A 25,308-nucleotide genomic window follows, 5' to 3' on the forward strand; every position below is an offset into this window, starting at 1 on the left:
GTGCGATGGAACTCGATGGAACTGGCCGCCATGGCCACTGCAGCCGTGCCCGGGCTCTCCCCCACCGGGGTGGCCGCAGCAGCTGACGACGCCCGGGACTTCACCGCTGCCATCGTCCACGACGCCGAAGGCAACCGGTGGCGCATCCGCTCCCCTCAGCATCAGGAGGCGGCGATGCGCCTGGAGACCGAGCTGCAGGTGCTGCGCGGCTTCTCCACCGCCATCCGTGCCGAACTTCCCTTCCGCGTCCCCAGCGTGGCCGGTGCGGTCCGCCGCGGCGAGATGCGCACCTTCGTCTATAACCATCTTCCCGGCGCCTCGATGGGGCTGACCGAGCTCACCCACGGCCCGGCCGGGCTGATCGATGACATCGCACGGACCATCGCCGCGATCCACGACCTGAGCGATTCGGTGGTGGATCACGCCGACCTTCCGCGCTATTCGGCTGAGCGCTACCGCCAGCGCCGCCTCAACGAGCTCGACCAGGCGGCCACCACAGGCCAGATCCCCTCGCTGCTGCTGCGGCGCTGGGAGCACGCGATGGAGGACCAGCAGCTCTGGGACTTCGAACCCACCGTCACCCACGGGGACCTGCACGAGGACAGCCTGCTGATCGAGGGCGAGCGCGTGGTCGCCGTGACCGGCTGGACCGATCTGCACATCGGGGACCCTGCCGACGACTTCGCCTGGCTGACCGCCGTAGGAGCACCGGCCTTCCGGGACCAGGTGCTGCAGGCCTACAGCCAGCACCGCTCCGAGACGCCCGATCCCTGCCTGATGCGCCGCGCCGCCCTGACCGCGGAGTTCGCATTGGCTCAGTGGCTGGTGCGGGGCAAGGCCACCGACAACCAGGAGATGGTGGATGAGGCGCTGGGGCTGCTGAACCAGCTGGCCTCAGACATCGAGACCTACGGCGGTCAGCCCATCGCACTGACCCCCATGGAGGAAGAGGTCAAGGCACCTGCTGAGACTCAGGATTCCCGTCCGGTGGCCCGGATCGGGGCCCACGCCACCGTCGCCGACCATGGCGGATGGGCTGAGTCCGGCGAGGGCGACGCCGAACCTGCGGTGATCACCGACTCCTCCGCCGACCAGTCCGCGGCGCAGCAGCCAGCGCAGGATCAGCCGGCGCAGGACGAGTCGACACAGGACAGGTCGACACAGAGGCAGGCGGTCGACGCCGACGGCGAGCCCACCGGCCAGGTGCCCCAAGTCCCCCAGGGGCGCTGGATCGACCCGGATGACGAGCCGACCGGTCAATTCCCCGCCGTGCCTGCTGAGGAGGAGCCCACCGGGGCCATCCCGCGAGTCTCTGAGGAGGAGGCTGCGGCAGCCTCGGAGCCCGCCACGACCTCCGGATCGCTGCCGATCCAGCCTGATCAGCAGACCGAGCAGCGGGCGAAGCAGAAGAACTTCTTCCCGGCCCAGTCGGCGAACTCGGCACGCTCTGCTGAGTCGGCGGCTGAGGCGGCCGAGGAGACCGAGGAGACCGAGGCCGGCGGCGAGTCCATCTACTCGCGGCATCCGGGCCTGCGCCCTCCTCAGTAGCATTCCTCACGTTCCGCCGTGGGCGGGAATGATCCCCACAGAGCTGTGGTTGGTGCCAGACGTTCCACGCCTCCACCCACCTCGACCACCGCAAGGGGACACTTCTTGGCGCAGCCGACACCTCCTCAGGAGACCACTGAGCATCTCGACGAACCGCGGATGTCTCGTCGGCAGATCGCCCTGGCCATCCTGGCGCTGTCTGTCGGAGGATTCGCGGTCGGGGTCACCGAGTTCGCCATCATGGGGCTGCAGCGCGAGGCTGTGGCCGACCTGTTCGGCGAGATCAACGAGCAGACCAATGCCCAGGGCGGCATGCTGGTCACCTTCTATGCGCTCGGTGTGGTGATCGGCGCCCCCGTGCTGTCCCTGCTGGGCGCCAAACGGGAGCGGAAGTCGTGGGCGCTGTTCCTGCTGGCTCTGTTCGCCGGTGCTCACGTGTTCAGCTACTTCGCACCCACCTTCGAGTCCATGCTCCTGGGCCGGTTCCTCTCCGGATTGCCCCACGGTGCCTACTTTGCGACAGCGGCGCTGATGGCCGCGCATATGGCCGGGCCGGCCAAGCGGGCCCGCGCGATCGCCGTGGTGCTCTCCGGGATCGCCATCGCCAACCTGACCGGTGTGCCAGTGGTGACCGCGATCGGCCAGGCCTTCGGCTGGCGCTGGATGTTCGCAGCGGTGGCACTGATCGCAGTGCTGACCATGCTGGCGGTGTGGGTCTATGCTCCGCGTCAGCAGGCCCCGCGGGGCGCTTCCATGCGCGGAGAGCTCAGCGGCCTGGCCAACCAACGGCTGTGGGTGGGCATCGCCCTGGCGATGGTCGGCTTCTCCGGGATGTTCGCGATCTACTCCTACATCTCCCACATCACGGTGGAGGTCACCGGCCTGGGCGAAGGCGTGCTGCCCTGGGTGGTGTTCATCTTCGGCTTCGGCATGGTGGTCGGCAACTTCGTGGGCGGCTGGGCCTCGGACAAGTCAGTGCTGGGCACTGTGCTGGTCGCGATCGCCCTGGTGGCCACGTTCATGCTGATCTTCGGACTGGTGGCCCACATCCCCTGGCTGATGGTGCTGCTACTGTTCCTGATCGGCTCCTCGGCCAGCTGCCTGGGCCCGTCCATGCAGACCCACCTGATCGACACCGCCCCGAAGGCCCCGCAGCTGGCAGCCAGCTTCCACCACTCCGCGTTCAACGCTGCCAACGCCATGGGCGCCATGATGGGCGCCGGAGTCATCGCCGCCGGCTGGGGCTACCGCGCCCCCGCCTTCGCCGGTGCGACCACGGCTGTGCTCGGCTTGGTGATCACCCTGTATGCGATCTACCTGACCAAGCGGGCCGGCGAGAAGGTGTGAGTGGTCCGGTGGGTGCGGACCTGCCTGGTGGGCCCGCCCGGGTGACTGCAGACCGTGGGAATCTGCAGATCCGGTAACGAAAACCCTGCAAACGCGGTAACGAAAGGCCTGCAGATCCGGTAACGGGATCATGCAGACCGGGAACTCAAGTCCATGCAAAACCGGAAGTCGACCGCATGCATAACCGGAAAGCGCCTGGTCAGGAGGGTTCGCTGCTGGGTGTGACCTCCGCGGCGCAGGCATCCACGAACCGAGAGAGCGCCTCAGAGTCTTCATCCCCGAGCCAGTACATGCCAGTGCGGTAGGTGATGATCTTCATCAGGCGCCGTGCGAACTCACGGCGCTCCCCTCCTGTCAGGCCGCTGCCGACGATCGCTGAGGCCACGGCATCGGACAGAGCCGGGCTGAGGCTGGTCGTCTGGCGTTCCAAGATCTGCACGAACTCATCCTCCGCCAATCCGTGGTCGCCGCCGAGGAACCGTGGCGAGAGGACGAGTCCACGCCGCCAGAGCCGGCGCAGAGCATGACGTCGGCTGTCTCCCCTGTACCTCTCCCGAGTCTTCGGCGCGAAGCGGCTGATGACCAGATCAGGAAAGACGACGAAGGTCAGGTAGTCCCACACGTCGCCGCGCCCCGCCTCGGCTGGCAGGATGCGCAGGTGCCTGCGCAGCGCCAGGGACATCCGATGGTCGAACTCGCGGGTCGCATCGCCGCGCACTCCATCGAGCTCAGCCAGAACAGCCGCCCTGAACGCGCTCAGCTGGGCATCGTCGACGGCGGTCCCGCCAGTGGGATCCACGGTGTACTCATCCGATTCCACAGCCAGCGGCGCAGGAACCTGCCCGTCCTGGAGAGCCGCCCAGCGCAGCTCCACCGCCTCCGGCTTGAGCCGGCGCTGCAGCAGCGCTTCGGTTCCAGCGTCCATCACAGACCACCCTTCCAGTAGCCGGTTCCCGCGCTGAGACGCATCTCGAACTCACGTGGGTTCTCGTCCAACAGCTTCAGCGCCTCCTTCAGACCGGTCGACATGCAGCTCCGGGCGATCTGGTCGGCGGCCGCCACCAGCGACTCCGGATGGCGCTCGATGGACCGCTCGATCGCATCGCCGCGAGCAAGCATGTCCACCAGGGACCGGACCTCCCGGATGAGCGCTCGCGCCACATCGACCTTCATCGAGGCCTCCACCGCCGACGGGGCGGAACCTTCGAGGAGAGCCCCGACCACCTCGAAATCGGTGTTCAGGTGCAGCTTCGCATGGACGCTCATCGGAGCCTCCGGCTCAGAGGCGTCCACCTCCAGGAACCACGGAGCCTGTGCCATGCGCAGCTCGGAGAAGGAATAGGCCACTGTCGGGAAGCGCGACCTGTCCCCCACCGTGATCTTCTGACGGCGGCGCTCCTGGAGCCTCACCGGCAGACCGAAGTCGGCGTTGTCATGGTGAGCGATGACCGTCGCGTCGAGGAGGATCTCCTGGCCGAGTTCGGCCCCGTCCGCAGAGATACCGATGCGTGCACCGAGATTGCCGTGAGCGTCGTAGGAGAGCCCGCTCTTGGCGACTCGGCGCAGGTTCGTGTCCGGTGACAGAAGCTCTCCGACGACCTGCACCTGCTCCGGCGCATAGCCGGCTGTCTCGAGCGAAGAAGCGTCGATCAGGGTCGACAGGCTGAAGTGCATCTCACTGTGCAGATCCAGATGTTCCTCGACCTCTTCCGCGACGACCATCTGGTCTCCGACGGTGAAGCCCCACCTGGACCATCTCACCGATTCAGGTGAGAGACGCGCGTAGGGATACAGGACCTGTCTAGGCATCAGCGGTCACCTTCTCTCCGGTGACGTTGAGGTCGACGGCGGTTCCGCGGGGCACCTCGACCCGGAGGCTCACCCGCTCCCCCGGCTCGACCTGACGCTGGTGCCGCGGTCCTCGGGTGACCGCCTCCGATCCCACAGGCCAGATGCGGACATCCTGCTCCTCCAGCTCCTCGTAGCCGACAGCGCTGCGTGCCCTGACCTCCAGGGCGAGCCCGATCGGGCTCGACGGATCATCTCCGGACACATCGAGCTCGACGGCGAAGGTCTGCCTGCCGTCGACTCCGTCCACCGGCGAGGCAGAGGTCAGGACGACCAGCTCCTTCCGGCCGTTCCTCGGATCCCGGCCAGCGGTCGACCGCCGGCTCCGGCTGCTGCCGGCGTCCTCCGTCATGGTCTCCGGCACGAACCCGCGCAGAGTCTCTGCCACCCGCAGAGTCGACTGCCCGGCCACCTTGGGCGTGCTCCGACGCCTGCGCAGGAACTCCTTCAGCTTCTGATCCACGCTGCGCTGCGCCCGTTGGACCGTGATGCTCGCCTCCTGATCGGTGGCGTGACCGGCGGTCCAGCTGTCATGGGCCGGAGGCTCAGCATCTGCGAAGTGCGCATCGAACTCCGCACGCGGCTTAAACACGGCGTACCAGTTCCAGGCATCCGCATCGATCTCCTGACGCTCGAGATACTCCACCACGAGTTCAGCATCGTGCCGCATATTGCACAGCGCATTGGTCGCCAGGGCGTCATGGTCAGCTCCCGGATCGATGAGCCGATGCTGCCGGGCCACGGCGAGGTCACCGATATGCAGGAGCCGACCTTCTCCGCGACGTCGGATCGGATAGCAGACGATGTTCAGAAGCTGCCCGTCCGCAGTGGGGATCGTAGTCTGCGACTCAGCCGCGGCGTCCTTGCGCTGATGCTCACGCAGTGCGTTGAGCGTGTGCTTATAGGCCTCGAAGTCTGGGGCTCCTGCGATCACATCCGGATCGGGATCGTCGTCTCCGCCGATGTGGAACTTCATCGGAGGCTGTCCCGTCTCAGGAAGGGGCGTCAGCTTGGGCCAGGCGAATTTGGCAGCGGCAGCGGCGACCTGACGGCGCAGCTCCATGAGGTCCGCTCGGTTCTGCACCCGCCCTGCTCCTTCGAAGCGCCGTTCATGGTGCTCCTCCGGATCGTCCGACTCGTCGCTGGCCTCCTTGGCCACCAGCGGGTCGATCACCATGATCGAGGTCCCGGTCTCGCCCTCTTGGAAATGACGGGAGAAGAGCTTCTCGCCGAGAGCCTTCGCCTCCTCCCCGACGATGGGAGACAGGCCGGAGCCGCCGTTCATCCGACCCCACCAGTGGACTCCCGTATAGCGGTGTCCGCCGTCGGAGTAGTCGTCTCCATGGCACACCCCGATCAGACGGTGCTCCAGCTCGCCCTCTGGGTTCCGGCAGACCGTCCAGTAGACGACCGAACGGGAGGCTCCCGCGGTGAAGGCGGCCGTCTTGCCGAACCCATAGGTTCCTCCGCTTCCGGATCCCGCCTGCTTGGTGGAGCCGATGGTGAAGACGAGCTTCACGAAGTTCGAGGTGTGGTCCACAGCGTCGCTGCGCGGGTCCAGCGGTCCGTCGAGTCCGGTTGTCTCTCGGTCGTAGACCTCGAGGGTCGCGAAGTTCGCACGCCGCAGCGACTCCTCCAGGGGCGACGTCGGCGGAAGGGCCCTGAATACCTCTTCGCGCAGCGTCCTGGCCCTGGGCTCAGGGATGAAGCGCGCAAATGCGCCATACTCCGGACGCCGGCCCTCCAACCGCGCGTCCCAGGTGTTCTGGATCGTCTCTCGGACGAGTAGCTCGACGACGGTGAGCTTGGTCGCTCCCATCAGCCGTCCGAGCCCCTGACCGCTGACCGCTCCGTGGTCGTGCTGTTTGGAGTACCGGTCCAGCGGGCTGCCCCGGCGATCTGTCACCCCTGCGATCATCGTGCTTCCTCCCCAAATGCTCTGAGCGCCGCCTGCCCCTCGTCATCGGTCAGCGGCGAGCCGAGTGCCGCCAACGACATCTGGAACGTCACGTCTGAGACTCCCAGCAGCAGCTCTCCGTCGATGCGCGAAGCCTTCAGTCCCGGGCTGTCCTCTGTGATGGGCCACCAACGGATCTGCCGCACGGCGAAGCGCGTGGTGCTGTGCTCCGCGTTGCCCACCACATAGTCGGATGCCTCCAGCGCCTCGGTCAGCTGCTGCTCAGGGATGCCCACAGCGAGCAGCCGCTGCACGAGCGAGTCGACGCTGTCACCCTCAGGGGCGACCTCCACCTCGACGAGGGCGAGGTGGCAGACGGCATGACCGGCGGGGTCCAGCTGGCCGAGACCGTGCACCGTCACCCGGTCCCCGCCCACCTGCGTCGTGGTCTTGACCTCGATCCGCGCAGCGTCGCTGCGAAAGTCGTGACGCTCCCGGTCTGAGCCCTTCCACCATGCAGCTGCCTGGGGGCCGTGCACCTCAGCGAGCATCTGGAGCATCTTCAACTCTCCGAAGATCGCAGCGAGCTCAGGAACGGTCTTGGGCCTCTTCGCCATCTCCAGGAGGCGCCGCCAGTCCCGGGCCGCCTCCGCCACAGCACCATCTGCGGAAGCGCCATCGACGATCCGCACTCTGATGTCCTCCAGGAAGCGCCGGAAGGCCAGGTCCAGCGTGGGCAGCTCGCACTCCAGCTTCAGGAAATGGCTTCCCGAGGAATCCTCCCCCTCCGAGGAGAGGCGCATCTGCATGACCGATACGTCGATCACCGAGCTGATCCGGAATGCCCGGGCACGGCTCTCCGCCACCTTCAGAAAAGCGATCGCCCTGTTCGTCCCATCTGTGGCGAGGTAGAAGGCCTCCGCCGAGCCTTCGACGCTCACCGGGACGACGCTGAAGACGTCTCCTCCGTCGGAGAGCACAGTCCCCGGTCCTGCACCGGCGGCTCGCTCGAACGCCTGATCGACATTGGCTGCGAGACTCATGAGAGGTCCTCTCCGACGTAGTCACCCTCATCGTCAACGAACAGCGATGGAGCTTCGTCCTCGTCCTCCTCCGGTTCGGTCCAGTGCGGGACGACCCCGACGTAGACCTCGTTGTCACGCTGAAGCCCCGTCGGATCGGAAGGTGAGATCATGCCGAATCCGGCGATATGATCCTCCGCCTTCATCTTCGTACGAGTCGTCTGCTCCTTCTTCTGCCGCGGCTCAGAATCCTTGTCGACGAGGTAGAGGACGAGCAGTCCACGCCCGGATGCCAGGCTCCGCCGATACTCAGCGGCTTCCTTCTCAGAGCAGCGCGACGGTAGGGACTCATATCCGGGTGTTCCGGCCTCCTTCAGAATCCGCAGGTCCGCGAGATGATCCTGCGACGACATCAGCGCGCGGATCCCCACTGCGTCAGGATCATCCGAGATTGAGCTCGGCTTCTTGCCCTCCTGGAGCGGAGCACGGTTGACCGTCGCTACCTCGTGCCCGGCGGCCGTCCATCGGGCATCGCGACCGCCGCTCATCACCACGACGTTCCAGAGGTTCTCACGGCCCGCGGCGGGGATCCTGCCCTTCGTCACCTCTGAATCCCATTTGTCCAGCCACTGGAGCACCTGACCATCCTCGAGCAGGCGATGCGTCCGGTGCGGCCGGTATCCCTCGAGGAAGCGGCGGACGCCCTCGTAGGGAACACCCTCGAAGACGATGGACCCGCCGTCAGCAGCCTTCACCGGCGAGTGTCCGCTCTCAGCCATGGAGCCGAGGAAGGCGCTGGTCGTCTGCAGGTTCTCACGCAGGATCTCAGGACGGGTGTCGAAGGTGTTGGTCTCGACGCGCCGTCCCTCCAGACCGAGATGGAGAGTCTCGACATGCTTCATCTTGCCCGCGCCGGTGATGCTGAGGCGCCCCGGGTGCTGCTGGACGCGGATGCCCACCTGCTCGGGGGTCTGCCCATTCTCACGCATGATGTCGATGTCCTGGCGGACCTGAGCCTCGACGTCTGCGAGGAACTGATAGTCGCCGGCGAGCCCCTCGCTGAGCCACAGGCGGACCAGGTCGCCGTAGCCCGGTCGGAAGCCAAACCACCGGCCCATCTGGAGAAGGGTGTCATAGGTGGCGGAGCGCCGCGCGAAGTAGGAGACGAAGAGACCCTCGAGGGTGAGGCCTCGGGAGAGGGTCGTGCCTCCCACGATGATGGCGGTCAGGGGCTTGTCCCGGTAGGAGACCCTCTCCTCCTCCTTCTCCGAGCCGTTGTCCACGTAGACGCGCACTGCGGTCAGAGCGCTTCGGATGGGTCCCTCGAGCTGGCGGAAGGTCAGCTGATCGGCGTCCTCCGGCTGGAGCTCGGAGACTCGGTCTCCCTCCTCCACGAACATCCTCTGGAATCGGCTGAGGTCCTCGTGGACCTTGACCTCGTCGCGCAGCTGACCGAGGAACTCGACGATTGCGTCCCTGTGGGCGAAATGAGGCTCCACCTTATGCGTGGTGTGCACCAGCATGCTCGAGTGCTTGTCCTCCTGTCCCCTGAAGCGCCGGATGGCGGTCGCGAGGATGAACCACACGATGGCGTCCTCCAGGGACGGCGGAACATCCGGCTCGAAGGGTTCAGCATGCTCTCCCTTCCGCTTGGAGGGTGGGACCACCCGGGCACGGTCCTCATCGGAGATCGAGCGCACGACATCCAGATAGTCGTCGCCGTGCTCAGGATCAGCGTTGCGGATCGTGGAGCCGAAGAGCTGAGCCGTCCCCAAGTAGCCCTTCGGCTCAGGCAGGACGTGGATGAAGTCTTTGGGGTAGAGGGACCCGGGCGAGTCCGGCTCCATGAAGAGGTTGGCGAAGGGCGTGGCCGTGTAGCTGACATAGCTTCCGTTGCCCACCAGAGACCAGATGTCGCGGAGCTTCTCGTGAATGGTGGACATCTCTTCGTCCTTCACCGCTGAGTCCGGCGAGGCCTGATCGGACTCGTCGTCGAGGATAAGGATCGGGTAGTCCCGCCGCCGCTCTTCGGGAATCTCGCGGAGGAATGCTTCCAGGTTCTGCAGCCTCGTCTTGTTCTTCTTGACCACGGCGAGAAGACGCTGGCCGCTGTTCACCAGGCTTCTGGCGTTGGCAGCCTCCTTGCCCATGTCGGCCGTCTCGTCGGTCATGCGGTACCAGGCGCCGTCGTCCACCCCGAGGTCGGAGTCGAGGCGCATCTGTGTCTGCTTCCGGAGGTTGCCGTGGATGCCTGCCAGAACGATGACCATCTTGTACTGAGCGTCAGCGGCCTTCGCGATCACGGAGGCGTAGCTGGCCGTCTTGCCGCTCTGGACGTAGCCGATGACGAGGCCGCGGCGGCGGGCATCCGCTGCCGCGGGCTCTGCGAGCCGCTCGACGATCTCCGTGGAATGCTTGTCGATCTGATCCACCGCGCCGCGGAGGCCGCCGGACTCCATCCTGCGGCGCAGCCGGCCCCAGATGTAGCCCTCTTCCTCGCGGGGTCCTTCATACCAGGTGCCGACCTTCTCATCGAGGATCTGACTCTCGCTGGTGGGGACGAGCTGGAGCCCCTGCTCATACTGATCCCAGAGCTGCTGGATCGCCTCTCCGAGCTCTCCGAGATCGCCGAACTGGTCAGCGGCTCTGCGGAAGGCCTCCACCCGAGAGACCCGATCCCGCTGCAGAATCATCTCTACCTGTTGCCGCGCAGCCTCGCGGTACTTCTCCGAGGCAGTCTCAGTGCTGGTCACGGGCGTCCCCTCTCTCTGGTCGAGCGATCACGATGACGATATCCGCTCCCTCGGACATGGATCTGTGCCATCTCGCTGTGTGACGCACGTGACCAGGGCTTTCAGACGTTAGGATGTAGCCGAATCCCGGTGGTGTCACGGAACCATGTCCCCGGCTCCGGATAGGCTGCATGGTGAACGACGTCCGCCCCGCACAGAGGAGTAGCCATGCACCATACATTCAGGATGGGAGAGTTCTTCTCCGGTCCCGGTGGGATGGCCCTCGGCGCATGGCAGGCCGCTCAAGATGTCAGCCGGGAGACGGGCGAGCAGATCTCGCTGATCCACCAGTGGGCCAACGATTTCCACCCCGACACCGAGAAGACCTACCGAGCCAACATCCGGCCCACGGAGTTCATCTCGGGCGACGTCCGTGAGATCGATCCCAAGAGCCTTGTGCGCGTGGACGGATTCGCCTTCGGGTTTCCCTGCAACGACTTCAGCCAGATCGGTGAGCACCGGGGCCTCGACGGCGAATTCGGGCCGCTGTATGAGCAGGGAGTCGAAGTTCTGAAGACTCACCAGCCCAAGTGGTTCGTCGCGGAGAACGTCACCGGTCTGATCAGCTCCAACGACGGCCGAGCCCTGGAGAAGATCCTCGAGGCGATGGCTTCTGCGGGCGACCACGGCTACCACCTGGTGCCCCATATCTACCGCTTCGAGGAGTACGGCGTCCCGCAGAAGCGCCGCCGGATCATCATCGTCGGCATCCGGGGCGACCTCGCCGAGCACATCCGCTTCCAGGTGCCCGCTCCGACGACCCCGGCCGAGCCGATCTCGGTGGAGAAGGCGTTCGCCGACATCCCCGCCGATGCTCCCAACCACGACCTTCCGCGCCACAATCAGACCGTTGTGGAGCGGCTCAAGCTGATCGCCCCCGGGGAGAACGCGTTCAACGCCAAGCTGCTCCAGGAGGATGAGCAGCTGCGCCTGAATGTGAAGGGCGCGACGCTGAGCAACATCTACCGGCGCCTGGAGTCCGATAAGCCCAGCTACACCGTCACCGGGTCCGGCGGAGGCGGCACCCACATGTACCACTGGGAGGAGCCGCGTGCTCTCACCAACCGGGAGCGTGCCCGCCTCCAGAGCTTCCCGAATGACTTCCGATTCCATGGAGGACCGGCCAGTGTGCGCAAACAGATCGGCATGGCGGTGCCAGTGGAGGGCGCGCGTGTGATCTTCGAGGCGCTGTTCCGGACGTTCCTCGGAAAGTCTTACCCAACCGCCGAGCGGAACATGAACGACGTCTCGCCAAAGCCGCTCCGGGAAGAGTCTCTCCTGGTCTGAGCTGCATGGAGGGCTCTGCCGGAGACCGCAGCTCCTGGGCGAGCTCTGTCCACGCGCGGCTGAGCATGCAGGCCAACCGCGGCCGTGACACCCGGCCGGAGCTGCTCGTGCGGGCCGCCCTGCATGCCCGAGGCTGGCGCTATCGGGTGAACCACCGGCCGCTCACAGCCGACAGGCGCCGCACCGTCGACATCGCCTTCACCCGTAAGAGACTCGCGGTGCTGATCGATGGCTGCTTCTGGCACCGCTGCCCGGAGCATTTCGTCATGCCGAAGACCAACCTCTCCTACTGGGAGGAGAAGATCGCCGGCAATGTACGCCGTGATGCGGAATCCAACGCCCTCCTCGAAGGGGACGGATGGACCGTGCTGCGATTCTGGGAGCACCAGGATCCTGCGACCGTGGTCGAGGAGATCGAGGCGTCCCTGAGGAAGCTCAGCTGATCTCGCTCACCCGAAGTGCTTCTGCGCCTTGGTGATGATCGCCTCCAGCTCCTCCTCGCTGGGCAGGTTCTCTGCCGGCAGGTCGACTCCGTGGTCGATGTAGAAGAAGCTGGCTTCGATCTGCTCCAGCGGGATCTCGTAGAGGCGGCTGAATGCCAGGCGGTAGATCGCCAGCTGCAGCTGCTTGGTGCGCAGCTCCTCCCCCTGCGGGACGCGGCCGGTTTTCCAGTCCACCAGCTGCCAGCTGCACCGACGCATCTGCTGGTTGCGCTCCGCGCGCGGAAGCTTCTCCCAGCGCTCATGGGCGGCCACGTCAACGTCGGAACCATCAGGATGACTGCCGAAGACGGCGTCGATCCGACCACGCAGCATCACTCCACCCACCGAGGTCTCGATGGGGATCTCCATGGCGAAGATCTGCCGCTGCGCCCACCGGCTTGCCCGGAAGTTCTCCCGTGCCTTCGGCAGGTCGAAGACCACATCCAGTTCCTCGTCGCCGCGCATCGGCTCTTCGATTTCTGGGAAGGCCGCACGGGTCTCGTAGAACTCCTCCACCCAGGAGTGCACCACCGTGCCGCGGCGGGCCTCTGCAGACGGCCTGCGCGGCACCGGACGACGAGTCTGCTCGGCCACGTCCTGAGCATCGCGGGCCAGGCTCACGAAGCGCGAGGCGCTCATATGCCCTGGCAGCGACGGTGGTTCCAGCCCGGCCTGCTGCTGACGGGCGCGCCGGATCACCCACAGCGCTTCCTGCTGCCAGGTAGGCTGCTCGTCTCGGCCCTCGGCTGGGCCCTCTGCAGCCTGGGTCTCGGTGTCGAGACGCTCAAGCTCACGGCGCACCAGCTCCGCGGCACGCCGCATCGGCTCACGCCGACCCACTGCCCCTGCAGGAACCCCCGACTCCTCGGGTAGCTCCTTGCGCTGATCGACTGACTTCGGATCCTCCGGATCGGCCTTCTGCACCTCAAAGGTGGTCGCGGCCAACGGCTCCAGCGGGTCATAGGGCCACTGAGCCACCACCAGATGGTCCTTGAACGGGTTGGACTTCTTGTCCTCCACCTCTGCCCAGCCGAGTTCGCCGACGTCGCTGTCGAGTGCCTGAGCAGCCTCACGGACCTCCAGAAGGAACTCTGAGGGCTCATCGCCCCCGGCCGCTCCGTAGAAACAGGCGCCGGTGCAGATCAGCAGCGACTTGGCGCGGGTGACCGCCACATAGGCCAGCCGCCGCTCCTCCTCCCGACTGAACTCCTCACAGTCGGCCTTGAAAATGCTGCCCTCATACTTCTTGGACGTCCCGACACCGGCCGAGCACCCCCAGAACTGTAGAGTCTCCTGCTCCGAGTCCCATTGCGGGATGGACGCGGCGTCTCCGCGCAGCGGCCAGGGAAGCTGGCCGTTGTTCGTGGTCCAGCGATCAGTCTGTTTGGAGGGGAACTTGCCCTCGCGCATACCGATCACGGCCACCACATCCCACTCCAGGCCCTTCGAGGCGTGGACGGTCAGCAGCTGGACCGCCCCGGGACGCGGGTCCGCCTGGGCCTGCTCCAGGCCGCGCTCCTTCTTCTCCGCGGCCTCCAACCATTCCAAGAAGCTGGAGAGATCCGCACGCCCCTCCGTACTGGTGAAGCTCTCCGCCTGCTCGATCAGGGCATCCAGCTGGCGGGTGGCATGATGCTGCTCCTCCCAGGGCCGGGCCGCGACCTCCACGTCCAGTCCCGTCTCCGAGACCACCCGCTGGATCAGCGTCCCCAGATCCAGGGAACCCAACTGCCGCAGCAAGCGCAGGCCGTCCCGCGCCCGGACCAGACGCTGAGCACCCACCTCGGTGAAGCCATAGCGTTCCACCGCCTTCGACGGGTCGTCCGGCAGCGCGTCCAAGGCCTCCACCAGGGAAGCCATCTCCTCCAGCTCCTGCGTCACCTCGGAGAAGCGGTCATCCGCGTCCTCCGCCTCAGAGGCTCCGCCGGTATTCCCCGCCGAGGCCTTGCGCCGCCAGCTCTCCAGGCCTTTGGCCGCCCGACCCAAGGCATAGAGGTCCCGCGGACCGATCCGATAGCGCGCACCGCCCAGAATCCGCAGCAGGGCGTCCGAGCGCTTGGGGTCGGCGATCACCCGCAGATAGGCCAGCACCTCGGCGACCTCCGGGGTGGACAGCAGTCCGGAGAGTCCGAGGAACTCATAGGGGATCCCCTGCCGGCGCAGTGCCGCGGCCGCCGTCTCCAGCTGAGCCCGGGTCCGGGCCAGCACGGCATAGGTCTGTTCCTCCTCCGAGGCCGCCATGGCCGCAGCCATCTGCCCGGCCACCGCCTGGGCCTCCTCCTGCTCGGTGGCGAACCAGCCGCAGCGCACCGCTCCGTCCTGCACGGCGCTCGGGGGCACAACGCCGCCGCGGTCTGGGGTGATCAGCGGCTTCAACTGTCGACGCAGGTGCGCTGTGCTGCGGTGCCACGGCTTCTCCGGATGCTCAGCGTTCTGGGTGAACGGCAGCACCAGCTGATTCGCCATGGAGAGGATATGGCGTCCGTTGCGCCAGGCGATTGTCAGCTGACGGGTGGCCGCCGGCGAAAGCTCTGTCGACTCGGGGTCGATGCGCGGGAACTTCTGCGGGAAGTCGAAGAGCTGCCCGGCCGAGGCTCCGCGGAAGCCATAGATCGACTGGTTGGGGTCTCCCACAGCCGTGACCGGGTGACCGGCCCCTGCCCCGGTGGCCCCGGTGCCGTAGAGGCTGCTGAAGAGCTCGAGCTGGGCGTAGGAGGTGTCCTGGAACTCGTCCAGCAGCACCACCGAGTACTTCTCCCGCTCCGACTCCCCCGCCGAGGGCACCTCGGCGGCGATCCGTGCCGCGAAGCGCAGCAGGTCTCCGTAATCCATGACATCGCCGTGGAGCTTGGTCTGCTGGTAGCGCTGGGCCAGCTCGGCGGTCTCCCGGCGCAGCCGCAGCGTATCGATCAGACCCTGTTGGCCGCTGTTGGGCTTCTTCGCCTCGGCCTGGATGAGCGCCTCCACCCGGGCGAGCTCGGCATCCAGGGCAGCGGCGACGGCGTCGGGCTCCACCAGGTGCTCGGCGCAGTCGGAGGTCAGCTGCAGGACGTTGTCAGCCACGGTGCTGGCCCGGGCCCCGGCCTCCACCAGCGCCTGACCCCGTTCGTAGCCGCTGACCAGCTCGGAGACCATCTGCCAGGCCTGCGCTTCGCCGATCAGCTGGGTCTCCGGCTCCAGCCCGATGTGCAGCCCGTATTCGCTGACCAGGCTGTTGGCGTAGGAGTGATAGGTGGAGATGGCCGGGGTCAGCAGCCCGTCCAGGTCCTGGACCTCCCCGTGGTCCTCCTGCTCGGGCATGAGCTCCTGCGGATCGATCAGCTCCGCATCCACCAGCCTCTTCAGCTGGCGGGTGATGCGTTCACGCAGCTCGCCGGCGGCCTTGCGGGTGAAGGTCACCCCGAGGATCTCATCCGGGCGCACCCATCCGTTGGCCACCAGGAAGACCACGCGGTCGGCCATCGTCGCGGTCTTGCCCGAGCCGGCTCCGGCGACCACCAATGTCGGCTCCAGCGGGGCTTCGATCACCGCACGCTGCTCAGCGGTGGGCCGATGGGCCCCGAGGCGGTCGGCGATCTCGTCGGCGCTGATGCGCATCGGGGCAGAGCGGGACTGGGCCGCGGAGGTCTGAAGAGCTGTGGTCATGGCTGGGTCACCTGCTTGGTTCCGGCACACAGGGGGCAGAGCACGCCCGCCTGGCATTCGTCCTGCGTGGGCTGATGACGGACTTCGAAGCTGGCTCCGGTCATCACCTGGGCGGCATGAGTGATCTGCTCGCGCGGCCAGTCGGTCTCGGCGTCGGCGGGGGCCTGTTCCTGGACATCGTTCTTCTTCACCGGGGTGCCCACATGCAGCAGGGCCGCCCCGGCGCTGCCGTGGATGCCCTCGGCGTCGATGTGCTCCTGCTGAAGCGCCGGCTCCAAGGCACCGAGGCTGACCAGCAGCTGGTAGGTGCCCAGCTGCCCATGACGGGGAACCTGGTCCGCACTGGGCTTGCCGCGCCCGGTCTTCAGGTCCACCACGTAGAAGCGCCCGTCCTCGGTGCGTTCCACCCGGTCGATGGTGCCGCGGATGCGTGCAGTGCGCTCTTCGCCCTCCACCGGAAGCTCCAGAGTGGCCTCCACGTCCAGCTCCCGGGCGAGGACTCGGCGCTTCTGATCCACCACAGAGGCGTGGTAGAGCGTCAGCTTCTCCACCATCGCCTCGGCACGCTGACGGTCAGCGTCAGCTTCCCAGCCTTCGGCAAGTCCGAGCTCATGCCAGCGTTCGGCAAGCACGGCCTCCAGCTTCTCCGGGTTCATCTCCCGAGGGTGGTCCTCGGCGATCTCGTGGATGAGGGTGCCGAGCATGCGGCTGAAATCGGTGGGCTCCACTCCCCCGACCGTCTGGGTGAACCACTGCAACGGCGAGTCCACAGCGGTCTGGACCTTCGAAGGCGAGACTCGGATCTCCTCCTCCGGCTCCAGCAGCGGACCGGTGCTGCTGATCGGGTCCAGCCCCCACCACTGGTCCGGATGGGCGCCGTTCAGCCCGTTCCTGGCCAGGGTGGCCAGCGCCCGGGCCGCGTTGCTGCGCTCGGTCTGGGCGTGGTGGTCCTCGGCGTAGGGCTGACCCTCCTCCAGCTCCTGACGATGGCTGTCCTCCAGGAAGCGGCGCAGCTCAGCGATCAGCCGCGGTGCGGTCACCGGCCGGGGAATCGCCGCCGCCCGCTCCCGGCGCTGGTCGGCGGGGACCACCAGGTCCAGGAACATGCTGGGGCTGTCCTCGGAGTTCTCGACGGCGACGGCGAACAGCCGTGCCGCGGACCGGGAGACCGCTGTGGCGAAGAGCCGATACTCGTCCTGGAGGACCTGCATACGTTTGACCAGCGAGCTGGTGGACTCGCGACCTGCCCGCTGTTCGATGACGTCGACCAGGTGGTTGCTGCCCAAGAGCTCACCGCGCGGCTGCAGGTTCGGCCACACGCCGTCCTGCAGACCCGAGAGGATGACGGTGTCGAACTCCCGCCCCGCGGCCGTGGCTGGGGTGAGGATCTCCACGGCATCCTCGGCGGAGGAGGTCTCCGCCAGGGTGTCCATAGGCAGCTCCAGACGCTCCATGTGGTCGACGAAGGCCGCCGCCGGCGCCCCCGGGTTCTGATCGACAAAGCGCTCGGCGGCTTGGAAGAACGCCATCACGGCATCCAGATCCCGGTCCGCGCGGCGACCCTCCAGACCAGCCTGGCGGGTGAGCTCGGCCCAGGTGTCCGAGAGCCCCGCCGCCGACCAGACAGCCCAGAGAATCTCCTCGGCGCCGACCCCCTGCGGGTTCTGCTTCACCGCGAGCGCGGCGGCCTCGAGCATGCGGCTGATCCGGCGCAGCCCGGAGAGCAGGCCCGGGGCCTCCTCCGCGGCGATCAGGAACGTGGGGTCCTGAGGGTCATTGGCGGCAGCGGTGATGAGCTCATCCGAACTCCGCGGCTCGAGATCCTGCTGCTGGGACTCTGGTCCTCGGGCACCGGCCAGACGCTGACGCTCAGCGCGCAGCAGCACCTGGCGGATGCGCCGCAGCGTCAGCGAGTCTGCTGTGCCGTAGCGGCTGGTGAGCAGGCGCAGCACCTGAGACAGGTCCATCGCGAGGGTCTCATCTTCCCCGGGATCGTGCGAATCGCGCTCGTGCGCACCACACTCCTCCACACTGCTCTCGGGGAGCCGCGCTGCGCTCACCGTCGCCCAGTGCAGGACCTCCAGCAGCGGCTCCACCGCGGCTTCCTCGTGCAGGATGACCTCGCTCATCTGCTGGCGGATGGGGACGCCCTGGGCCTGCAGCACCCGGGCGATCCGCTGGGCCAGAGTGCCGTTACGCACGATCACCGCGATCTGACCCAGCGGGACGTCACAGCGGTCATGCCGGTCGAGCACCTCTTGAAGGATGAACTGCTCCGCCTGGTAGTCGCTGGGCACCACGACGGCGTCCACCGCAGTCCGCGGGGCTGGGCTCCCCTCCTCCCCGCTGTGCTCCTTGAGCACCTCGATCCAGGGTTCCCGTGCCGCGGCTGACTTCCCCGGCGCGATCCGACGGATGGTGCGCGCATAGACCGAGCCCACGGCGCCGGAGGCACGGTGATCCTCCAACAGCGCCAGGATCTCGGGGGGATGTCCAGGCAGGCCACCCTGTTCGTCGGGGACCATCGAGCCGGACCCGCTGCGGCGGACCACCTCTGTCCCGTCCTCCAGCAGGACGGCTGAGTCCAGCTCCGGGTTCAGCGGTTCGCCGGCTCCGGCCACAGTGCGGCGGACTCGGGCCGCCCAGCTGCCCAACTTATCCGGGCGAGCGCCGCGGAAGCCCTGGGTGACGGCGTCGGGGTTGGCGAAGGCGGTCACCGGCCGTCCCGCACCGATCAGGCGCAGCAGCCGGTAGACCGTGGGACTTGCCTCCTGCAGGTCATCGACGATCACACAGCCCAGACGCATCCGCTCGTCCTCCAGGAAGGAGGGGTTGGTCTCCAGGATGTGGCAGGCCTCATTGATCAGTCCGGCCGGGTCGAAGGCATCGGCGTGGGATTCGGCGTCGAGCTGGTTCAGGTACCGCTCGTAGATGTCGGCGGCCGTACCCCATTCCGGACGTGAGCATTCCTCGGCCAGCTCGCTCAGCCGCTCCGGTGAGACCCCGTACTCCGTGGCGCGGTCCAGCAGCTCACGGATCTCCTTGCGGAACCCGTCGGTCTCGGCGGCTTCACGCAGCTCAGCGGGCCAGGACTCCCCCGCGGCCTCCTGCTGCAGGTTCTCGAGGATCTCCCGGAGGATGCGGTCCTGCTCCGCACCGGAGAGCAGACGGGGCTGCCGGGCAGAGAAGTCGAGGATCCTGCGGCGGCGCGCCTCCCCCAGGATCCAGAAGGCATAGGAGGCGAAGGACCGGGAGGGCTGTTCGCTCAGCGAAGCTCCCGGTGAGATCTCCGCCCAACGCGACTCCACGGCGTCGCGCAGCAGCGCCGAGGTGCTGCGGGTGGGCGAGAGGATCAGCAGCCGCCGCGAATCATGGCCTTCACGGAGGAAGCGCAGCGCCAGCTCGACGGCGAGCACCGACTTGCCGGCCCCGGGACCGCCGTAGACGAGCAGAGGACCACGATCGGGGTCCGCGGCACGGCGCAGCATCTCCTGCTGAGACGCATCGGCACGATGGTCCAGAACGGCGTGTTCCTGCACGGGGCTGGTCATGGGAACCATTCAATCAGAGGGCACGGACATGGCTGCGTGACCGACGGCGCAGCCCGGATCCGAGACCTGCTCGGCTCGTCGCCGGACCATGTCCCCGCCAGAGGCTACGGTGGTCTTCATGACCGAACAGGCCCTCTTCGACCTCCCTTCCGGCAGCGACTCCTGGCACACCGGCCGCAGAGTCGGCTTCGATGTGGAGACCACCTCCCGTGACCCCAGGACCGCGCGGATCGTCTCCGCCGCACTGGTGGAGTTCGACGCCGGCCCGGACGGCGAGCAGACGGTTCGTACCCGCGAGTGGCTGGTCAACCCAGGGGTGGAGATCCCGGCCGAGACCACGGCGATCCACGGCATCAGCACCGAACGTGCCGTGGCAGAGGGCCTGCCCGCCGCCGAGGCGGTCGCCCAACTGGCCGGCGCCCTGACCACGGAGTTCGAACAGGGCACTCCTGTGGTTGTCATGAACGCCCCCTATGACCTGACGGTTCTCCGGGAGGAGGCGGCGCGGCACGGCGTCGGGTTTCCACATCCCAGCCCGGTGATCGACCCGCTGGTCATCGATAAGCAGGTGGACAAGTACCGGCGCGGCAAGCGCACCCTCAGCGACCTGTGCGGGGTCTACGAAGTGCTGCTCGATGACGCCCACTCGGCCGCCCCAGACGCCAAAGCCGCTGTCCAGGTGGCCGACTGTATGGCGGCGGCGTATCCGCAGCTGCAGATCCGCGCCGAGGAGCTACATGAGCTGCAGATCCGGTGGAAGGCCGAACAGGCCGCCGACTTCCAGGCCTACCTGCGCAGGACCAAGCCCGACGCCGTCATCAGCGGAGCCTGGCCCCTCTGAACAGTGCCAGGTTAGCGTGGAGATATGGCCACGGAGCAGCACCACCGCCCCGAACAGACGCCATCTCTCGCTGAGTCAGTCCAGGAGCCTCCGCGCAAGCCAGCGTTGGGATCGCCCCACGACGGCTATGCGGCGGTGCTGCTGACGCTTGCGCTCACCATCATCTGCTTCAGTTTCGGGACAGGGCGGCTGCTGACTGAGGCCCATGAGCAGCTGTGGTGGCTGCCTGTCGCACTGCTTGCCGTGCTCGCGCCGGGGCTCTGGTTCGCCCTGAAGTACTTCTTCCGTGCCCACGGCCTCCAGGAGCGGGGCGGATTCCCCGCCCTTCCGGCTTTCGCCATGTACGCGGCCTTCTTCGGCCTGATCATGTTCGTACTCCCGCTGCTCGCCGGCGTGTCTGAGACATGGTGGATCTTCGCTCTGTGTTGCTTGGTCATCGCCACCGTGGTCATCGCCCCCGTGCAGCTGGTGCTCAGCAAGGACCCCAACCGCAACTCCGAGCTCACCGCCTGAACACTCCGCCGCCAGAGCCCCAGACATAGATTCGAGCGGGGTTTTGGCCCTTATGGAGCTCCCAGCTCCGTCATAAGGGCCAAAACCCCGCTCGAATCGCCTGTCGTCAAGGAGACTCAGGCGGGCTGGGCCTGAGCTGCAGCTTGAGCGGCGGCGGGCAGCGCGTCCAGGATCGTCCCGACGGCGGCGTCGTCGTGGGCTCCCGAGAGGAACCAGGCCTCGAAGACGCTCGGCGGCAGGTAGACCCCCTGCTCCAGCATGGAGTGGAAGAACGGGCCGAAGCGGAAGGCCTCCTGGGCCCCGGCCTGCGCGTAGTTATGGACTCCCGTGGCCGAGGTGCCGAAGGCCACGGAGAACAGCGAGCCCACCTTCTGGATGGTGTGGTCGACCCCGGCGTCGGAGAGCGCTGAGGTCAGCGCGTCGGCGACCACCTGGGCCTTCTGGTCGATATGGCTGTAGACATCGGCCGTGGCATATTCCAGCGTCGCCACGCCGGCGGCCATGGCCACCGGGTTACCGGAGAGGGTGCCTGCGTGGTAGACCGGGCCGGTCGGTGCCAGGTGTTCCATGACCTCGCGGCGCCCGGCCAGAGCGGCCGTCGGCAGACCCCCGCCGATGACCTTGCCGAAGGTGAACAGATCCGGCTCCCAGCCCTCTTCGCGGCCGGAGGCGCCCCAATAGCCGGCGTCGGTGATGCGGAAGCCGGTCATGACCTCGTCGAAGATCATCAGGGCCCCGTGACGTGAGGTGATCTCACGGATGAAGGCGTTGAACCCCTCCTCAGGGGGTACCACGCCCATATTCGCCGGGGTGGCCTCGGTGATCACTGCGGCGATGTTCTCACCGTGCTCGGCGAAGACCTGCTCCAGTGCCGAGCGGTCGTTGTAGTCGATGACGATGGTCTCGGAGGCCTGCGCCTGGGTCACGCCGGCGGATCCGGGCAGTCCCAGGGTGGCCACACCGGAACCGGCGGCGGCCAGCAGCCCGTCCGAGTGGCCGTGGTAGCAGCCGGCGAACTTCACCACGAGGTTCCTGCCGGTCGCGCCGCGGGCCAGGCGGATGGCTGTCATCGTGGCCTCCGTGCCGGTGGAGACCATGCGGATCATCTCTGCTCCGGGCACGCGGCCGCGGACCAGCTCCGCCAGCTGCGCCTCAGAGGGGTGCGAGGTGCCGAAGCCCAGGCCAGCGTCGACGGCAGTGTGGACCGCCTCGATCACCGCGGGGTGCCGGTGCCCCAACAGAGCCGGTCCCCAGGATCCGACCAGATCCACGTAGCGCCTGCCCTCAGCGTCGGTCAGGTAGGGCCCATCACCGGCGACCATCTGTACCGGGGTCCCGCCCACAGACCCGAAGGCGCGCACCGGGGAGTTCACGCCTCCGGGCATGAGCTGCTGGGCGGCGTCGTGAAGTTCAGCGTTGGAAGTCATCGGATCCTTTCAGTGGACGCACCGCATGAGATTGCGTACCGGAATGTGGGGAATGCAGGGATCGCGTGCTCCATTCCTGAGAATCGGGTACGCGATCCGCCAGGGACGATCACCGCAGCCAGCGGGCGGCCTCAGCTGCGTAGTAGGTCAGCACGCTGGTGGCGCCGGCGCGGCGGATCGCCATCAGCGACTCCATGACCACTGCTTGCCGGTCCACCCAGCCGTTGGCGGCCGCCGCCTCGATCATCGCGTACTCGCCGGAGACCTGGTAGGCCGAGACCGGCACGTCGCTGACCTCGGCGACATCGCCCAGGATGTCCAGATAGGCCGCGGCAGGTTTGACCATGACCATATCGGCGCCCTCGGCCAGGTCCAGCTCCACCTCACGCAGGGCCTCGGTCCGGTTGGGCGCATCCATCTGGTACTGGCGGCGGTCGCCCTGCAGCTGGGAGTCCACGGCTTCACGGAAGGGCCCGTAGTAGGCGGAGGCGTACTTCGCGGCATAGGCGAGGATCGGGATGTCCTGGTGGCCGGCCTCATCGAGAGCCTGGCGGATCACGGCCACCTGGCCGTCCATCATCCCGGAGGGAGCGACGACGTCGGCGCCGGACTCTGCCTGGACCACGGCCATCTGCGCGTAGATCTCGAGGGTCGCGTCATTGTCCACGGCTCCCGAGGAGTCCAGCACGCCGCAGTGACCGTGGTCGGTGAACTCGTCCAGGCAGAGGTCAGCCATGACCGGCAGCTCGTCGCCCACGCGGTGCTTCACCGCGCGGATGCTGCGGTTGAGGATGCCTTCGGGCTCCAGCCCTGCGCTGCCCTGCGGGTCACGCTGAGCCGGGATGCCGAAGAGCATGATGCCGCCGAGACCCAGGCCCCGGGCCTCCTCGGCGGCGTCGAGGAGGGAGGCTTCGGTGTGTTGGACGACCCCGGGCATGGAACTGATCGGAGCGGGTTCGCTGAGCCCTTCGCGCACGAACACCGGCAGGATGAAGTCGGCCGGGTGCAGGCGGGTCTCGGCGACCAGGCGGCGCAGAGCTGGGGTCCGCCGCAGCCGGCGGGGGCGGTCAGAGGGGAAAGCCATGGGCCTCAGTCTAGTAGGAGGGGCGAGTCTAGGAGGAGGTGCGTGCTAGCGAGCCAGGGCCTGACGGACTCCGGAGGCACTGATCTCTGGCAGGACCCCGGCACAGGGCAGGCCGAGCTCCTCCATGGTCTTCGCCGTCGGACGCCCGATCGCCAAGAGCCGGAGATGCGCCGGGAGCCGGAGCCGAGCGGCGGCCTGGGCGGCGGTGGAGCTGGTCAGCAGCAGCACGTCACCCTCCGGCTCGGCAGAGCTCCCGACGCCGGGGGCTCCCGTGCTCAGCGGGGCGGCACCCAGCGGGTCATCCAGCGGGGCGGCATCCAGCGGGACCGTCTCATAGGCGGTCACCGTGGTGACTTCCCAGCCGAGCTCCGCCAGGCCCTCAGCCAGACGGGGCCGAGCCTGAGCCGACTGGGGCAGCAGCAGCTGACAGTCGTCCTCGGGCGGGTGCGGAATCTCGGCAAGGATCCCCTCGGCGGAGGCTTCACGGGTGGGCATCCACGGGTCGATGATCTCGGTCAGCTCCTGCAGCACACGGGCAGTGCCGGGGCCGGTCACCGCCGCCTCCGTGTCCTCCGGCAGATCCCCGGACCAGCCGGCGGTCAGCAGGGAGCGCACAGTGTTTCCGCTGGTGAGCATGACCACGGTGAAATCACCCTGCTCCAGCCGCTCGATCGCAGCAGTGAGCTCGGTCCGGTCTTCGGGCAGCCGCTGAGCGGTCAGCGGCAGGAAGCCGACGTCGAAGCCGGCCTCCCGCAGCTCAGCCTCCAGAGGGCCGGCCTGGGCGGGCCTGCGGGTCAGCAGGATGCGAGTCACCAGCACCCTCCGGACACGTCTCGCCGCACGCCCTGCCTCCCGGGCCTCACGCTCTGCCGGTCCAGCCTCAGGCTCATACGTCCACCACGTGCTCCAGCAGCCCGGTGTCCTCAGCCAACAGCTGTTCGGCCACCTGGCGGCCCAGGCCTCGGGCCAGCTCCATGGCGGCGTCGCGCGGCGCGCCGGCCTCCAGGGGAACCTCGGCCCCGGCGCGCTGGACCTGCGAGCCGTCGGGTGCGCAGACCACGGTCTCCAGACGCAGCACCGAGCCGCCGTCAGGCTCCTCGGTGAACTGCGCGAGTCCTCCGATCGGTGCCGAGCAGCCGGCGTTGAGCCGCTCCAGCAGCGCCCGTTCCGCAGTGGTCTCCAGCCGGGCGGGCAGGTCCTCGGTCAGCGCCAACGCCTGGCCCAGCGGGGTGGCCAGATCCGCGTCCGTCTCGCGGACCTCCACGGCCAGAGCGCCCTGACCTGGGGCGGGCAGCATGACCTCAGGGCTCAGCAGCTCGGAGATGTGGTCCTCCAGGCCCAGGCGCAGCAGTCCGGCACCGGCCAGCACGACGGCGTCCAGGTCGCCGCGCTGCGCCTCAGGAGCCTGCGGCGACTTCTCCGCAGCATCCTCACGGCCACGGACTCGGGCCAACCGGGTGCCGACGTTGCCGCGGATGTCTACGACGTCCAGGTCCGGCCGGGCGGCCAGCAGCTGAGCAGCGCGCCGCGGGGAGCCGGTGCCCACCTTCGCACCGTCGGGCAGCTGTTCCAGAGTGAGGTCATCGGCGGCGCAGAGAGCGTCGCGGACCTCTTCGCGCGGGGGCACCGAGGCGATGCTCAGGCCCTCCAGATCCTTGGCCGGCAGGTCCTTCAGCGAATGGACCGCCACATCGCAGCGATCGTCGAAGAGCGCCTGCCGCAGAGCGGTGGCGAAGACACCGGTGCCGCCCATCTGAGCCAGCGGACCGGTCAGGACATCACCTTCGGAGCGGATGGTGATGAGCTCATAGTCGAGCTGTGCGTGGTCGGAGAGCGCCGCAGCCGCCGTCGTCGTCTGGGTCAGCGCCAGCCGACTGCCGCGGGTCCCTACGCGGAACTGTTCCATGGACTCTCCTCCTCCTCGTTGTGTGGGCACTTCCTGGCGGAATGAGCCGTGCCAGACAGCTCATACCACCTGAAAGTGCCCACACAAGGGTTGATCAGTTCTGCTGCGATGCCGGCCC

The 25,308-nt window shown here is 67.6% G+C and carries 17 protein-coding genes; 6 read left to right on the top strand and 11 right to left on the bottom strand.

The genetic code is table 11. From position 1 onward, the window contains the following. Nucleotides 1-1,548, top strand: a complete 1,548-nt coding sequence (locus JOF45_RS08615; protein WP_210049098.1) for a phosphotransferase — start codon at nucleotides 1-3, stop codon at nucleotides 1,546-1,548. Between the two features lie 105 nt (nucleotides 1,549-1,653). Then, nucleotides 1,654-2,895, top strand: coding sequence for an MFS transporter (locus JOF45_RS08620; RefSeq protein WP_245324185.1), 1,242 nt, complete (start codon nucleotides 1,654-1,656; stop codon nucleotides 2,893-2,895). A gap of 199 nt (nucleotides 2,896-3,094) precedes the next feature. Here JOF45_RS08620 and JOF45_RS08625 read toward each other — a convergent pair whose 3' ends face one another. The 5 genes from JOF45_RS08625 to JOF45_RS08645 are packed head-to-tail and all read right to left on the bottom strand — an operon-like array spanning nucleotide 3,095 to nucleotide 10,415. Further along, complete coding sequence (locus tag JOF45_RS08625; RefSeq protein WP_210049099.1) at nucleotides 3,095-3,820, bottom strand: DUF6339 family protein; 726 nt, start codon at nucleotides 3,818-3,820, stop codon at nucleotides 3,095-3,097. Next, on the bottom strand, nucleotides 3,820-4,704 hold the full coding sequence (locus tag JOF45_RS08630; protein ID WP_210049100.1) for a hypothetical protein: 885 nt from the start codon (nucleotides 4,702-4,704) through the stop codon (nucleotides 3,820-3,822). The genes JOF45_RS08625 and JOF45_RS08630 overlap by 1 nt, the downstream gene beginning before the upstream one ends. Further along, nucleotides 4,697-6,661 carry a hypothetical protein gene (locus tag JOF45_RS08635; protein ID WP_210049102.1) on the bottom strand — a complete coding sequence of 655 codons (1,965 nt, stop codon included), beginning with the start codon at nucleotides 6,659-6,661 and terminating at the stop codon, nucleotides 4,697-4,699. Before JOF45_RS08635 ends, JOF45_RS08630 begins: the two co-directional genes overlap by 8 nt. Then, a complete protein-coding gene (locus JOF45_RS08640; protein WP_210049104.1) occupies nucleotides 6,658-7,683 on the bottom strand; it encodes a PD-(D/E)XK motif protein in 1,026 nt (341 codons plus the stop codon). Before JOF45_RS08640 ends, JOF45_RS08635 begins: the two co-directional genes overlap by 4 nt. Then, nucleotides 7,680-10,415 (bottom strand): Z1 domain-containing protein, encoded by a 2,736-nt coding sequence (locus tag JOF45_RS08645; RefSeq protein WP_210049106.1) that lies wholly within the window; start codon nucleotides 10,413-10,415, stop codon nucleotides 7,680-7,682. The genes JOF45_RS08640 and JOF45_RS08645 overlap by 4 nt, the downstream gene beginning before the upstream one ends. Nucleotides 10,416-10,622: 207 nt before the next feature. On the opposite strand from JOF45_RS08645, the gene JOF45_RS08650 reads away from it, so the two are divergent. Both JOF45_RS08650 and JOF45_RS08655 read left to right on the top strand, forming a co-directional pair. After that, nucleotides 10,623-11,741, top strand: coding sequence for a DNA cytosine methyltransferase (locus JOF45_RS08650; protein ID WP_210049107.1), 1,119 nt, complete (start codon nucleotides 10,623-10,625; stop codon nucleotides 11,739-11,741). Nucleotides 11,742-11,746: 5 nt separating this feature from the next. Beyond that, nucleotides 11,747-12,184 carry a very short patch repair endonuclease gene (locus JOF45_RS08655; protein WP_245324186.1) on the top strand — a complete coding sequence of 146 codons (438 nt, stop codon included), beginning with the start codon at nucleotides 11,747-11,749 and terminating at the stop codon, nucleotides 12,182-12,184. A 6-nt stretch (nucleotides 12,185-12,190) separates the two neighbouring features. On the opposite strand, the gene JOF45_RS08660 is transcribed toward JOF45_RS08655, so the two are convergent. Together JOF45_RS08660 and JOF45_RS08665 are read right to left on the bottom strand one after the other, a co-directional pair. Beyond that, nucleotides 12,191-15,868, bottom strand: a complete 3,678-nt coding sequence (locus JOF45_RS08660; RefSeq protein WP_210049109.1) for an ATP-dependent helicase — start codon at nucleotides 15,866-15,868, stop codon at nucleotides 12,191-12,193. After that, nucleotides 15,865-19,419: a PD-(D/E)XK nuclease family protein gene (locus JOF45_RS08665; RefSeq protein WP_210049110.1), complete on the bottom strand. Its 3,555-nt coding sequence runs from the start codon at nucleotides 19,417-19,419 to the stop codon at nucleotides 15,865-15,867. The genes JOF45_RS08660 and JOF45_RS08665 overlap by 4 nt, the downstream gene beginning before the upstream one ends. Nucleotides 19,420-19,537: 118 nt before the next feature. Here JOF45_RS08665 and JOF45_RS08670 point away from each other — a divergent pair, with 118 nt between their 5' ends. Next, a complete protein-coding gene (locus tag JOF45_RS08670; RefSeq protein WP_210049111.1) occupies nucleotides 19,538-20,260 on the top strand; it encodes a 3'-5' exonuclease in 723 nt (240 codons plus the stop codon). Nucleotides 20,261-20,284: 24 nt separating this feature from the next. Beyond that, nucleotides 20,285-20,773 carry a hypothetical protein gene (locus JOF45_RS08675; RefSeq protein ID WP_210049112.1) on the top strand — a complete coding sequence of 163 codons (489 nt, stop codon included), beginning with the start codon at nucleotides 20,285-20,287 and terminating at the stop codon, nucleotides 20,771-20,773. A 116-nt stretch (nucleotides 20,774-20,889) separates the two neighbouring features. Here JOF45_RS08675 and hemL read toward each other — a convergent pair whose 3' ends face one another. The 4 genes from hemL to hemC form a co-directional block, all read right to left on the bottom strand. After that, a complete protein-coding gene (gene hemL, locus JOF45_RS08680) occupies nucleotides 20,890-22,200 on the bottom strand; it encodes a glutamate-1-semialdehyde 2,1-aminomutase (RefSeq protein WP_210049113.1) in 1,311 nt (436 codons plus the stop codon). Between the two features lie 109 nt (nucleotides 22,201-22,309). Beyond that, on the bottom strand, nucleotides 22,310-23,284 hold the full coding sequence (hemB, locus tag JOF45_RS08685; protein ID WP_210049114.1) for a porphobilinogen synthase: 975 nt from the start codon (nucleotides 23,282-23,284) through the stop codon (nucleotides 22,310-22,312). 45 nt (nucleotides 23,285-23,329) lie between these two features. Further along, a complete protein-coding gene (locus tag JOF45_RS08690; protein WP_210049115.1) occupies nucleotides 23,330-24,097 on the bottom strand; it encodes a uroporphyrinogen-III synthase in 768 nt (255 codons plus the stop codon). A gap of 73 nt (nucleotides 24,098-24,170) precedes the next feature. Then, nucleotides 24,171-25,190: a hydroxymethylbilane synthase gene (gene hemC, locus JOF45_RS08695; RefSeq protein WP_210049116.1), complete on the bottom strand. Its 1,020-nt coding sequence runs from the start codon at nucleotides 25,188-25,190 to the stop codon at nucleotides 24,171-24,173. Nucleotides 25,191-25,308: the final 118 nt, after the last annotated feature.

Source organism: Nesterenkonia lacusekhoensis, assembly GCF_017876395.1.
Taxonomy (GTDB): Bacteria; Actinomycetota; Actinomycetes; order Actinomycetales; family Micrococcaceae; genus Nesterenkonia; species Nesterenkonia lacusekhoensis.

Bases quoted from the DNA above. Each gene is read 5' to 3' on its own strand.
- JOF45_RS08625 (WP_210049099.1), bottom strand. From the start codon at position 3,820: ATGGACGCTGGAACCGAAGCGCTGCTGCAGCGCCGGCTCAAGCCGGAG.
- JOF45_RS08630 (WP_210049100.1), bottom strand. From the start codon at position 4,704: ATGCCTAGACAGGTCCTGTATCCCTACGCGCGTCTCTCACCTGAATCG.
- JOF45_RS08635 (WP_210049102.1), bottom strand. From the start codon at position 6,661: ATGATCGCAGGGGTGACAGATCGCCGGGGCAGCCCGCTGGACCGGTAC.
- JOF45_RS08640 (WP_210049104.1), bottom strand. From the start codon at position 7,683: ATGAGTCTCGCAGCCAATGTCGATCAGGCGTTCGAGCGAGCCGCCGGT.
- JOF45_RS08650 (WP_210049107.1), top strand. From the start codon at position 10,623: ATGCACCATACATTCAGGATGGGAGAGTTCTTCTCCGGTCCCGGTGGG.
- JOF45_RS08655 (WP_245324186.1), top strand. From the start codon at position 11,747: ATGGAGGGCTCTGCCGGAGACCGCAGCTCCTGGGCGAGCTCTGTCCAC.
- JOF45_RS08660 (WP_210049109.1), bottom strand. From the start codon at position 15,868: ATGACCACAGCTCTTCAGACCTCCGCGGCCCAGTCCCGCTCTGCCCCG.
- JOF45_RS08665 (WP_210049110.1), bottom strand. From the start codon at position 19,419: ATGACCAGCCCCGTGCAGGAACACGCCGTTCTGGACCATCGTGCCGAT.
- JOF45_RS08670 (WP_210049111.1), top strand. From the start codon at position 19,538: ATGACCGAACAGGCCCTCTTCGACCTCCCTTCCGGCAGCGACTCCTGG.
- JOF45_RS08675 (WP_210049112.1), top strand. From the start codon at position 20,285: ATGGCCACGGAGCAGCACCACCGCCCCGAACAGACGCCATCTCTCGCT.
- hemL (WP_210049113.1), bottom strand. From the start codon at position 22,200: ATGACTTCCAACGCTGAACTTCACGACGCCGCCCAGCAGCTCATGCCC.
- hemB (WP_210049114.1), bottom strand. From the start codon at position 23,284: ATGGCTTTCCCCTCTGACCGCCCCCGCCGGCTGCGGCGGACCCCAGCT.
- hemC (WP_210049116.1), bottom strand. From the start codon at position 25,190: ATGGAACAGTTCCGCGTAGGGACCCGCGGCAGTCGGCTGGCGCTGACC.